Origin of the sequence: Cryptosporangium japonicum (assembly GCF_039524755.1) — a bacterium.
Lineage (GTDB): Bacteria > Actinomycetota > Actinomycetes > Mycobacteriales > Cryptosporangiaceae > Cryptosporangium > Cryptosporangium japonicum.
Genome location: NZ_BAAAGX010000007.1, coordinates 390283 through 402609, shown reverse-complemented (window position 1 = coordinate 402609; position 12327 = coordinate 390283). Strand labels below are relative to the sequence as shown.

The window sequence follows — 12327 nt, the reverse complement described above, 5'->3', positions numbered from 1 at the left end:
TGCGACAGCGTGACGGTGACCAGGCCGAGGCCACTGGACCGCACTCCCGCGACGGGTTGGCGGATCGAACCGGTCGGCTCGGCGCTCCTGATGCGCGGCGCCACCGACCCGGCCACCGGGTTCCGCCGGCTGGCCGAGTCGATGCCGACCGAACCGGGCCGGGCCGTGCTCGTCGTCGCGACCGGCGCCGTCCCCGCCCTGGTCGCCACCGATCCCGACCTGGTCTGGGAACTGTTCCGCTGGCTCGGCCACGGCGCGCCGACGCGCCCGGAGAACGGCGTCCGGCTGGCGATGTCGGTGCCCCCGGGAACCAGCCCGGACTTCCTGCCCGCCGTCGCGCGCAAGCTCGCCGACCTGCTTGACCTCGAGGTCGTGGCCCCGACCGGCCCGCTCGTCTCCCCGCAGCCCGGCCGGTTGTTCGTCACCGGCACCGGACGCGGCTGGGTCACGGTCCGGCCGGCCGCCGCCGGCACCCCGCCGTCCTGGGAGGGGCCGCGGTTCCCCGCACCGGCCTGGCAGCGCGTCCTGCCGCCGCGCCCGGCCGTGTCGTCGCCGGACATCCGCACCACCGGCGTGCCCGCCGGGCTCTGGCTGCACCCGGCCGGGACGCCCCCGCGCACCAGCGCACTCCCATTCCTGGCCGACGCCGAACCCGACCGGATGACGGTGTTCGTCACCGGCGCCACCGAACCGATGGGGCTGGCCGCCGCCCTGCTCGAACTCTGCCGTCTGCTGTGGAACGCCGCGCCCCGCGACGCCGAGCCCCCGGTGGTGGTGATCTCGGCCGTGATGGTGCCCGGCCCGCCGGACGGGGCGTCGTCGTGGCCGCAGTGGCTCGCCGACCGACTCGGGCGTCCGGTCACCGCGCGTCACGGCCTGACGGTCCGCGGCTCGGACGGCGCGCACCAGACCGGTCTGCCCGATGTCCACGGACGGATCGTCTGGCGCCCGTTCGTCGACGAGGCGACCTACACCCCCGGCGGCGAACCGCGCGCGACGGTCTGGAGCCCGCCGCTACCCGGTCTCACCGCCGCGGGAGCGGCAGGCTTCACGCGGCCGGATGCCGGCGGGGTCGGCTATCCGCGGGGGGACGCCGGGCCGGTCGCTAGTGCTCTGGGGGGCGCCGGAGCGGCCGCTGGTGCTCTGGGGGGTGCCGGAGCGGCCGCGTACGCCCTGGCTGATGCCTGGCTGGTCGAGGCCGTGCCCGCCGGTCTGTGGGTGCGCCCGGGTACGCTGCCCGGTGACCGCGGGTACCTCCCGGCCCGTCACCTGGCGCCGACCCCCGAGTCGGTGGCCGTGGTGGTGGGCGCCCCGAACGGCGACGAGCCCCCGGACACCGTGGTGACGGCCGTCGGCGGACTCCTGCGCCGCCTACCCCGCGCGGTGGCGTCCCGGGTCCGTCTCCTGGTACCGCCGTCGGTGTCCCCGGTGCTCGCAACGCGGCTCTCCGCGCTCGGCTACGGTGCCGTGCACACGCTCGACGAGTCCCGCCGGATCGGCCCACCGCCACCCGGGGTGACACCCGCCCCACCGGCCCCGAACGCGGTGGCCCTGCCGCCGGCGCCGGGGATTCGCCGCCCCGGGCCGCCGACGTTCGGCGGGCCGGCCGTTCCCGGCGGGCGGACGGGCACCGCGGCCCGCGGATCGGTGCCCGGTGTGATCCCACCGAGCCGCCCGGGGTACGGCGCCGCTCCCGTGGCCGGCTCCGACCCCACGACCGACGAGCCGCCGACCGTAGTAGTCCCGCCACGCGGGGCCGCGCCACAGCACGGGGCCGTGTCGCCCGCCTCGGCCGGGCCGTTCGGTGCGGTTGGGACCCCTGGTGCCTTCGGGTCTTCCAGCGCGGTGGTGTCCAGTGATGCCGTTGAGTCCTCGGGTGCCGTCGGCTCTACGAACGCGGCGAGCTACTCGGGCGCTACCAGTGCGCTGGGTGCTACCAGTGCGCTGGGCGCTACCAGTGCGCTAGGTGCTGCCGGCGCGTCAGGTGCGCTCGGTGCTGCTGGGGCGTTCGGTGCTGCGGGGGCGGCTGAGGCCGCCGAGTCGGTGGGGTCGGCCGATGCAGTTGGGTCGCCCCCGCCGCTCGGATCGTTCAGCGTGAATGTGCCGCCTCGGGTGGTCGGGTCGGCTCGAGCAGACGAGTCAGCTTCAGCGCACGCATCCGCCGACAGGGCCGCCGCGGATGGGCACACCGGCGCCATCGGCTCGCCCGCGATCGGTTCGGTTGCGAACGATCTGGCCGCCTCTGGTCCGGCCGCCCCTGCTCCGACCGCCCCTGGTTCGGCCGCGCTCGGTTCGGCCGCGCTCGGTTCGGCCGCGCTCGGTTCGGCCGCGCTCGGTTCGGCCGCGCTCGGTTCGGCTGCCGCTGGTTCGGCTGCCACTGGTCCGGCGGCGATCGTTCCGGCTGCTGCCGGTTCGGCCGCGATCGATTCGGCCGCTGCCGGTTCGGCGGCGATCGGTTCGGCCGCCGCTGGTTCGGGTGCCACTGGTGCTCTCACGCGTGGTCCGGCCGCGATCGGGTCAGGTGAGTGGGTCGGGTCCGTGGTCGGGAACGGGTTGACCGACGAGCGTGACTCGGTGGTCTCCGAGGCGGACTCCGCACCGGTGCCGGGACTCTGGCAGCAGCGCGCGGGAACAGTCGCACTCACGGCGGTCGTCGACCGGAGCGGACGCCTCCTCCCACTGCCGGCCCCAGCCCCACAGCCCCGCGGCGAACGTCCACTCGGCGCCCCCGGCTTCGAACCTCCCGCCTCGCTGGGCCAACGCACCCTCCCTTCCACTGAGGCCTCGCCCCCGGCCGACAGCCCGCAATTCCCGACCGCCCCGGCGGCCGCCCCACCCACCTCGGCGCCCACTGCCGAACCGACTATCACCGCCGCCCCACCCACCTCGGCGCCCACTGCCGATCCCACCATCACCGCCGCTCCACCGACGACTCCGACCCAGCTGGCGCCAGGTTCCACGCCGACCCCCGCATCACAGCCGGCACCGGCCGAGGAAGCGGCTGCCCTCGCCCCACCGTCGCCCGCGCAGCCCGCTCCCACTGCGGCATCCGGACAGCCCGCGCCATCCGCTCCACCCCTGTTCCCCGCGCAGCCTGCCCCCACCGCACCGACAGCACTATCCGCACCGATCGCGCAGCCAGCGCCGACCGCGCAGCCAGCGCCGATCGCACAGCCCACGCCGACCGGGCAGCCTGCGTCGACCGGGCAGCCTGCGTCGACCGGGCAGCCTGCGTCGACCGGGCAGCCTGCGTCGACCGGGCAGCCTGCGTCGACCGGGCAGGCTGCGCCGAGTGAGCAGCCCTCGCAACCAGCGCAGCCCGAGGTACCCGGCGCGTCCGGAACGCCCACGCCGAATGCGCAGCCTGCGCCGACTGGGGTGCCGGCGCCGTCGGGACAGTCCGTGCCGGCCGTGCCGGTGGGGGAAGCGGCCTCGGGGGCGGAGGCCGGGGGCGCATCGGACGGGTCGGGATGGGTGGGGCCGGTCAGTGCGTTGTCGATGTCGTCCGTGGCCGACGTGCCGATGAGTGGATTCGGTACGTCCTCCACGGTGGAGCCGCCGACCGTGGTGGCGCCGCCCGAGGCCTTACCGGCGCCCGCGCCGGACGAGCCGATGCCGATCCTCCGGCTCACCTTCGCTCGGGATCAGCTCCGGCCGTTCGACGAGGAACCTGAGGACGACGAAGAGTACGCGACCGACGACGAGGCGATCGACGACGAGGCGACCGACGACGAGGCGGTGCTGTACTTCGAGGATCTGCCCGAGGAGCTTCGGGTGCTCATCGAGTCGCAGCTTTTCGAGTCGCAGCGCATGCATGCGGTGGATCCGTTCGCCGTGCGGATTCCGGAGCCGTCGGCGCTCGTGCCGAAGCTCACGATGGCGGCACAGCAGCTCGTCCCGAAGGACGAGGATGACGACGTAGACGACGGCGGCATCGAGCCCATCGAGCTCCCAGCCGCGTTGGAGCAGACGATCACGCCGGCGACTCCGGCTTCTGCGGGCACCCCCTTGCGCCCGGCGGACCCGGGATCTCTCCTGACGCCGGCCGTGCCGGGCGGCATGATGGAGCCGCTTCGGCTGACCCGCATGGAACCGGCCCTTCCGATGGAACCGGCCCTCCCGATGGAACCGGCCCTCCCGATGGAACCGGCCCATCCGAACGTCCGCGCCGAGCACATCGACCCGGTGCCCCCTGCCGGCACCGACCGCCCCGTCCCCGGGTCGACTACACCCGCCCTTGTGGCAACTGCAGCCACCTCGGCCACTGCAGCCACCCCGGGCGCAGCAGCCAGCCCGGCCACCCCGGCTCCTACGGGTGCCCCCGGGGATCCGACGGCCCTGGCGACCACCGCGGCGCAGTCGAACACCGAGACCCCGGGGACCACTGCGGCCCCGGGAACCACTGCGGCCCCCTCGAACCCGGAAACCACAGCCGCCACGACCCCCTCGGCCACGGTCGACCCGGCGGCCCTGCCCGGCACGCACAACGAGCCCGCCGGGCCGCCCCTCGTCCTCGACGCCGATCGGCGTAGCACCGTGGAGGAGCGTCAGCTCCTTCGGGTCTCGCTCGGGTGGCGTTACGACACCGAAGCGCGCGAGATCGTCGTCCTGCTCGCCGAGCGTCCGGGGATCCGCACGGCCGCGGCCGTCGACGCCGACGCGATGGTCGCCGACCTGGTGGCCCTGCGTGCCTTCCTCGCCGGTGACCACGCCGCCACCGTCGACGCGCAGCGCACGGGGCGGGTCAGCACCGAGACCGCGCTGCTCGCCTGCGTCACCAGTGGTCTGCGCCGGGTGCCGTCGTACCGTGGGGTCACGTTCGCGGTGATCCGGGGGGCCGCGTCGAAGGCCGGCGAGTGGTACCGGCCCGGCCGGTTGCTCTGGGAGCCCGCGCCGATCGTCGCGAGCGCGCGCCGGGGCACACCGGCGGCGGGTGACGTCGAGCTGGTGCTGTGGTCGGTCACCGGGCGGCGGTGCGAGGACTTCGCCCCGGACGGGGGTACCGCGCCGGTGGTGTTCTCGCCGTCCGGCCGGTGGGGTGTGCTCGCGGTGGAGACCACCGACGCCGGTGGCGTGCGGGTGTTCCTCACCGAGGTACGCAACCGGGACCTGGGGCCGTGGCAGGACGGCACGGCGATCGAGGACAACCGCATCCTGCCCCGGCTGCGTGCCGCGGTGGGCAGCCGCGCGGCCGAGGAGAGCACCGCCGTGGTCCAACCGGTCGGCATCGCGAGCGACGGCCAGCCGTTCACCGCCCCGGCCGGCGAGGGCTCCCCGGCCGGTCAGGCGGCCCCGGTCGGCCAGGGAGCCCCGGCCGGCCCGGGAACCCCGGCCGGCTAGGAGGAGAACACGGTGTCCATCGAGACCGCGGGCGGCGTCGACCGCGACCGGGTCCACGCGTTGCTGCTCGCGCTGGCCGGGCGGGTGCCCGACGACGGTCTGGCCATGATGCGTACGTTCCTCGCCGACGACGACGAGGCCGACCTCGCGCAGTTCCTGGCCGCCGTGCTGGAGTCGGGGCGCCTCGCGCTCACCGCGGTCGAGGAGCGCACGGCCGCCGACCTCCTCGCCCGCCACGGCGTGCCGGTCGTGCCGCTCGGCGCCGAGCTCCGGCTGACCGCCCTGCCCGACCCGTCGGCCCGCTTCACCCCCGTCCCGGACACGACCGACGAGACCGACGAGACCGACGAGACCGGCGAGACCGGCGAGACCGACGACGGGATCGCCGACCAGGTCGCGATCGAGGCCGCCGGCCGGCTGACCGGCCTGCGGGCGCTGTGGCGCACCTGGCGCGCCGTCCCGGACAGCACCGCCACGAACCTCGACCCGTTCCGCGGCGAATTCCCCGACGACGACCAGACCCGCCCCGCCCGCATCTACCTCGCCGAAACCGACCCGGCCCCCGACCCCGAAACCGACCCCGAAACCGACCCCGAAACCAACTCCGGTTCCGACCCCAGCGCCCAACCCAGCGCCCACCCCAACCCCGACCCCGTCGAACTCACCGCCGAACTGCAGCAGTGGCTCGCCGAGGTAGGGGAGGAGCCCCCGCGGGTCGAGGTGTTCGGCCCCCACCAGGACCTCCCGCCCTACCACGAGGCCGCGCTCGCCGGCGCCGTGCTGCTCTGGACCACCGAGCCCGTCACCCCGGTCCGGCTGGCCCGCGTCTTCGACGGGGCGGACGCGGTCACCGGCCCGTTCTTCCACCCCGACCACCCGCGCGCCGAGGACACCGACCGCGACGCCCTGCTCGCGTACCTGTGCGACGCCGAGCCGGTGCTGCGCACCCCGGGCACGATGCTCGACGTCCTCGACGCCGACCGGGGCGCGGTCGTGCCGATGACGTTCCGCTCCGACGGGGTCTGGGTCTGGCCCGAGACCGTCGCCTACTACCTGCGGGAGCACGGTCTCGCGCCGGATCCCGCGCTGATCGAGCACATCCGGTCGGCCGGTGGGCCGCCCGCGTCGCTCGACCGGTTGAGCCACCACCGGGTGATGGCCGCCCTGGCCCGCCCGGTGCCGGAAACCCCCGCCTGGCGCGTCGACTGACCCGGTCGTGCCGCCCCCAGAGAGGACAACCGCATGTCGAGCGCCGTCGTGTCGACGCCCGGTGCCGGTCAGCGTTCGATCCTGAACGTCGCGCCGGGAACGCCCAACTGCTATACGACGATCGGTGACGCACTGGCGAACGCGCGCGGCGGCGACGTCATCTCGGTGCAGCCGGGCACCTACCCCGAGCGGTTGAGCCTGACCCGCGAGGTGACGATCTCGGCGGCGGGACCGTCGGGCAGCGTCCGGGTCGAGTGCGACGGCGACCCGGTCGTCCGGTCGACGGCGGAGCGGGTGACGCTCAGCGGCCTGGTGCTGGTGCACAGCGGCGCCGAGCAGGCCGCGGTCGACGTCCCGTCCGGCCGGTTGCGGCTGGTCGACTGTTCGGTGCGGGCGGAGTCGGCCGCGGCGCTGGTGGTGCGGGGCCAGGCCGAGGTGGGCGCGCGCGACACCACGTTCGCGAACCCGGGCGGCGCCGGTGTCCTCGCGGTCGACGGCGCGGGCGGCCTGTTCGAACAGTGCGCGCTCGGCCCGGTCAGCACGTCCGCGATCGTCATCCGCACCGGCGCGTCGCCGCAGTTCGTCGACTGCGTCATCGCCGACGCCGGGCGCTCCGGCGTGCTCTCGGCCGAGGGCGGCAAGGGGCAGATCCGGGGCGGCACGGTGCGGTCGTGCGGCTCACCGGCGGTCGCGCTCGAGCAGGGCGCGGAGACCACGCTGGACGGCGTGTCGGTCGTCGAGTGCAGCGGGATCGGCATCATGGTGGCCGCGTCCGGGCCGGAGCTGCGCGACTGCGTGGTCGAGGGCGTCGGCGGTCAGGGCCTGGTGCTGTTGCAGAAGGCGGCGCCGCGGGTCACCGCGCTGCGGGTCACCCGGGCCGGTGGCCACGGCCTGCACGCGCTGCAGCAGTCGACCGGCGCGCTCGACGGGTGCACGTTCGAGGAGATCGGCGCGGCCGGCCTCTGGATCGCCGAGAACTCCGAGACGACGGTGGAGCACTCGGCGGTCCGGGGCAGCGGCGGGCCCGCCCTCTACGTCGCCGACTCCGCGTCACCGACGCTCAGCGACGTGACACTGACCGGGATGGCCGGGCACGGCGCCGAGATCCGCGCGGCGGCGAACCCGCTGCTGCGCCGGGTCACGATCCAGGGTGCGGCGGGCGACGGTCTGGTCGTCGACGCGGACGGCCACGGCGTGATCGAGGACAGCGAGATCACCGGGTCCGCCGGAGTGGGCGTCCGGGTCGGCGAGGGGCGGCCGGAGATCCGGGCCACCCGCGTGCTGCGCGGCGCCGACGCCGGCGTGAGCGTGGGCACCGGCGGCGTCGCCACCGTCGAGGGCTGCACGGTCGCCGACAACGCCGGCGTCGGGGTGCGGGTGCACGGCGAGGGAGCCGTGACGCTGTCGTCGTCCCGGGTGGAGTCGAACGGCGGCCCCGGCCTGCAGCTGAGCGACGCCGCCGCCGGCACGGTCACCGAGTGCGAGTTCCTGCGCAACGCCGGCGACGGCATGCTGCTCACCTCGCCGAAGCCGATCGCGCTGACCCGGGTGCGGACGATGGAGAACCGCGGCGCCGGGTTGAAGGCCGGCCCGGAGGCCACCGCGGTCACGGTCAGCGACGTCGTCAGCCGGCGCAACACCGGCGCCGACACGCCCGCGCTCACGACGTCGTCGGCCGGGAAGAGCCCCGAGCCCGGCGGACGCGCACCCGCGGCCGGTGCGGCCGCCGAACCGGCGAAGCCGACGGTCGGCGCGCTGCCCGCGGACGCCGACGAGGCGCTGGCCGCCGCGCTCGGGGAGCTGACCGACCTGGTCGGTCTGGGCGGCGTGAAGCGCGAGGTGGAGACGCTGGTGCGGCTGCACCAGATGGCGGAGCGGCGCGCGGCGGCGGGGCTGCCCAGCCCGCCGCTCGGGCATCACCTGGTGTTCGCCGGCTCACCGGGAACCGGCAAGACGACGGTGGCGCGGCTCTACGGGAAGATCCTCGCCGCGCTCGGCAAGCTGCGTACCGGGCAGCTGATCGAGGTGGCGCGGGCCGACCTGGTGGCGAGCGTCGTCGGCGGTACCGCGCTGAAGACCACCGAGATGTTCAACAAGGCGCTCGGCGGCGTGTTCTTCCTCGACGAGGCGTACACGCTCAGCGCCGGCTCCGGTGGCGGCGGACCGGACTTCGGTCAGGAGGCGATCGACACGATCGTCAAGCTGATGGAGGACCACCGCGAGGACGTCGTGGTGATCGTCGCCGGGTACACGTTCGACATGCGCAAGTTCCTCGCGGCCAACGCGGGGCTGGCGTCGCGGTTCACGCGCACGATCGAGTTCGAGGACTACTCGGCCGGTGACCTCGTCACGATCGTCGAGCGCCTGTGCCGGACGCACGACTACCGGATGGAGTTCGAGACCCGCGCCGCGCTGATGACCCACTTCGAGGACATGCCGCGCGGGGAGACGTTCGGCAACGGCCGGACGGCGCGCAAGGTCTTCGAGGAGATGGTCGGCCGCCAGGCCTACCGCCTGTCCGACGACGAGACCGCGGACGCCCGCGCGTTGACCCGGCTGCTGCCGGTGGACCTGATCCCGCCCAGCAAGACCGTCGGCCCGGTCGACACCGAGCAGGTGGAGGCGATGCTCGCCGAACTCCAGCGGATGGTGGGCCTGGACGACGTGAAGTCCGAGGTCGCCGACATGGTCGACCTGCTGGCCTCGGCGCGGAGGCGGCAGGAGATGGGGCTGCCGGTGCCGTCGCTGAGCCGGCACCTGATCTTCGCCGGGCCGCCCGGCACCGGCAAGACGACGGTGGCCCGCTACTACGGCCGGATCCTCACCGCGCTGCGTGTCGTCGAGACCGGGCAGCTCATCGAGGTCGCGCGGGCCGACCTGGTCGGCCAGTACATCGGGCACACCGCGCAGCGCACCCGGGAGGCGTTCGACCGGGCCCGCGGCGGCATCCTGTTCATCGACGAGGCGTACACGCTCTCGTCGCAGCGCGGTGGCCGGGCCGGCGGCAGCAACGACTTCGGCACCGAGGCGATCGACACCCTGGTCAAGCTGATGGAGGACCACCGCGACGAGGTCGTGGTGATCGCGGCCGGCTACGCCGAACAGATGAAGGACTTCCTGGACGCCAACCCGGGGCTCTCGTCGCGGTTCTCCCACCACATCACGTTCGACAACTACTCGTCCGACGAGCTGGTCACGATCGTCGCCCAGCACGCGGCGTCGTCGGGCTACGAGTGCAGCGCCGGGGCGCTCGCCGCGCTACGCACCCAGTTCGAGGCGGTGGTGCGTGACGAGAGTTTCGGCAACGGACGGTACGCGCGCCAGATCCTGGACGCGGCGATCGTCCGGCAGGCGAAGCGCCTGAGCCGGAACACGCAACCCACGCGCGACGAGTTGTGCTTTTTGTTACCTGAAGATGTTGTGGCGCCCACTGGGAGCTAAAGCAATTTCTGGGTGGTCTTTGAGTGACTTGTGTTGACCGTGGCTTTCGATGTGATCCACTCTCGACAGTTGTCGGTACGGGTTCCGACGGGTGATGACGACCAAAAGTCCAGCTCGCCAGGGAAACGACGAGGGAGTGCGTGCATGGCTGCTCAGCCAACCGGAGAGCAAGCGGTGGTCGGCGACGAGGACCTGGTCAGATTCCTCTACGCCGAGCACGGCCGCGCGTTGATGGGCTACGCGACCCTGCTCACCGGTGATTCCGCGGCGGCCGAGGACGTGGTGCAGGAGACGATCCTGCAGGCCTGGCGCAAGCCCGAGGTGATGTCGAACGGCAAGGGTTCGGTGCGGGGCTGGTTGCTGACCGTCGCCCGCAACCTGATCATCGACCAGCACCGGGCGAAGGCGTCCCGGCCCGCCGAGGCCGCGGAGGTCGTCCACCGGCCGCCGGTCGCGCGTGACCACGCCGACTCGGTCGTCGACTCGCTCGCGGTGACCGACGCGCTCGGGCGCCTCGCTCCGGAGCACCGGGACGTCCTCGTCCACGTCTACTTCGACGGCGCGACGCTCAAGCAGGTCGCCGAACGGCTCGGGGTGCCGCTGGGCACGGTGAAGTCGCGCCTGCACTACGGCCAGCGTGCGCTGCGGGCCGCGTTCGCCGACCGGGACGGCGAGGGCCACGTGCACTGGAGCACCGCGGGCTGACGCGGGGGTGCGGCCCACCCTGGGTGGAACGCACCCTGGTTCGCGTCCGGGGCGCGGCCGAGACTCACCGGGTACCAACCGTTCCCAGTGAAACGAGGCTTGATCATGGCTGACCTCGACGTCGTCGGCATGTGGGTGACCGCGGACGGACACATCCGGCAGGAACTGCGTGCCGACGGCCGCTACGACGAGCAGCGCGGCACCCGGGTCAGCGCGTACACCGGCCGCTACACGGTCACCGGCAACCACCTCGACTACGTCGACGACACCGGCTTCACCGCCACCGGCGACGTCCGCGACGGCGTGCTCTACCACGAGCACCTGGTGCTCTACCGGGAGTGATCAGCCGGGCCGCACCGGGGTGGTGGCCCAGGTCGACGGGTCGGTGGTCACCCCCACGACCCGCGTGGTCTCCACGACCCGCACGCACGCCGTGCGCGCCTCGGCGGCCGACTGTCCCTTCCGGACATAGCAGACGACCTCGAGCAGGTCGTTGCCGTACCGCTGGAGGATCGACGTCTTCACGCGGTCGGCGAACAGTTGGGTCGGTCGGCCGTTCACCGTCGCGTTGTTCTCGAAACCGCCCTTCGAGCCGGGAGACGAGATCAGGGTGATCGAGACGTCGTCCGTGGGGTCGGCGTCGCCGGCGAACCTAAGCCCCTGCTGGGGCGGGTAGCGCGAGGCGACGAACGAGGCTCCGGCCACGGTCAGCCCCGGCGGTGTCTCCGTCGTGAACGGCAGCGCCGCCGGTCGGGTGGAGCCGAGCTCGAGCGTGGTGGCGAACCGGATCGCGATCGCCCGCGCGCCGGCGACGTCCATGATGCGGATGGTGGCCGGAGCACCCGGCGCCCATTCCCACCGGAGCAGCCCTCCGCCGTGACCCGGCTCCCAGGTCGACGGAGCGCCGTTGATCGAGGGCCCGGCCGCCGGCGCGGCGTACCGCTCACCGAAGTGGTGCGGCGCCGCGCCCCGGACGCCGAGGTAGACCTCCAGCAGGCCGGTGGTCTGGTCCCGGTAGGCGCTGCCGGTGCTCGTGGCGCGCCACGCGGCGAAGCTCTCCCCGGTCCGGCCGGCGCCGTACTCCCCGGTGACGAAGCCGTCCGGCAGCCAGCCGGGAGTGATCCGGAGCCGGCGCGGATCGAACCGGGTCGGCGGGGTGATCTCCGACGGCGGGGTGACCGGCGACGGCGTGGCGGAGGCGCTCGTCACCGGGACCGGTGGGCCGGTGTCGGGGCGGACGACCAGCGTGACCACACCGATCACCAGGACGACGACCGCGGCCGCCGCGACCCACGCGGCGGCGCGGTGACGGGGACGGCGGCCGGCCGCCATGATCCGGTCGAGGTCGACCGGCTCGGGCGGCTCGGGGTCGGCGGCGATCTCGCTGAGCAGGGCCCGGGTGCGTGCTTCGTCCACGGTCAGCTCCTCGGCCCGGTCGGATGCGCGTCGGGGAGCGCGCGGCGCAACGACGCCAGCGCCTTCGACGTCTGGCTCTTCACCGTGCCGACCGAGCAGTGGAGCGTCTCCGCGGTCTGCTCGACCGACAGGTCCGAGTAGAACCGGAGCACGAGCACGGCACGCTGGCGCGGCGGCAGCCCCGCGAGCGCGGAGCGCAGCGTGAGCGAGCCGGCG

At 74.2% G+C, this 12327-nt stretch carries 7 protein-coding genes; 5 read left to right on the top strand and 2 right to left on the bottom strand.

What is annotated here, in order from left to right; genetic code table 11:
- Positions 1–9: 9 nt before the first annotated feature.
- From ABD437_RS10330 to ABD437_RS10310, 5 genes are all read left to right on the top strand, one after another.
- Positions 10–5340: a hypothetical protein gene (locus ABD437_RS10330; protein WP_344648545.1), complete on the top strand. Its 5331-nt coding sequence runs from the start codon at positions 10–12 to the stop codon at positions 5338–5340.
- Positions 5341–5352: 12 nt separating this feature from the next.
- Positions 5353–6549: a hypothetical protein gene (locus ABD437_RS10325; RefSeq protein ID WP_344648544.1), complete on the top strand. Its 1197-nt coding sequence runs from the start codon at positions 5353–5355 to the stop codon at positions 6547–6549.
- Positions 6550–6582: 33 nt separating this feature from the next.
- The gene (locus tag ABD437_RS10320) at positions 6583–9990 is read left to right on the top strand and encodes a right-handed parallel beta-helix repeat-containing protein (RefSeq protein ID WP_344648543.1); all 3408 of its coding nucleotides are present in this window, start codon (positions 6583–6585) and stop codon (positions 9988–9990) included.
- Between the two features lie 144 nt (positions 9991–10134).
- Complete coding sequence (locus ABD437_RS10315) at positions 10135–10695, top strand: sigma-70 family RNA polymerase sigma factor (RefSeq protein ID WP_344648542.1); 561 nt, start codon at positions 10135–10137, stop codon at positions 10693–10695.
- A gap of 105 nt (positions 10696–10800) precedes the next feature.
- Positions 10801–11037, top strand: a complete 237-nt coding sequence (locus ABD437_RS10310) for an Atu4866 domain-containing protein (protein WP_344648541.1) — start codon at positions 10801–10803, stop codon at positions 11035–11037.
- Here the strand turns inward: ABD437_RS10310 and ABD437_RS10305 are convergent, their stop codons facing one another.
- On the bottom strand, positions 11038–12111 hold the full coding sequence (locus ABD437_RS10305; protein WP_344648540.1) for a hypothetical protein: 1074 nt from the start codon (positions 12109–12111) through the stop codon (positions 11038–11040).
- A gap of 2 nt (positions 12112–12113) precedes the next feature.
- Positions 12114–12327 (bottom strand): sigma-70 family RNA polymerase sigma factor (locus ABD437_RS10300; protein ID WP_344648539.1); only part of this gene is annotated, 214 nt, incomplete at its 5' end.

What these genes read in the sequence shown, in the direction of transcription:
- ABD437_RS10320 (WP_344648543.1), top strand. Translation starts at nt 6,583, where the DNA reads ATGTCGAGCGCCGTCGTGTCGACGCCCGGTGCCGGTCAGCGTTCGATC.
- ABD437_RS10315 (WP_344648542.1), top strand. Translation starts at nt 10,135, where the DNA reads ATGGCTGCTCAGCCAACCGGAGAGCAAGCGGTGGTCGGCGACGAGGAC.
- ABD437_RS10310 (WP_344648541.1), top strand. Translation starts at nt 10,801, where the DNA reads ATGGCTGACCTCGACGTCGTCGGCATGTGGGTGACCGCGGACGGACAC.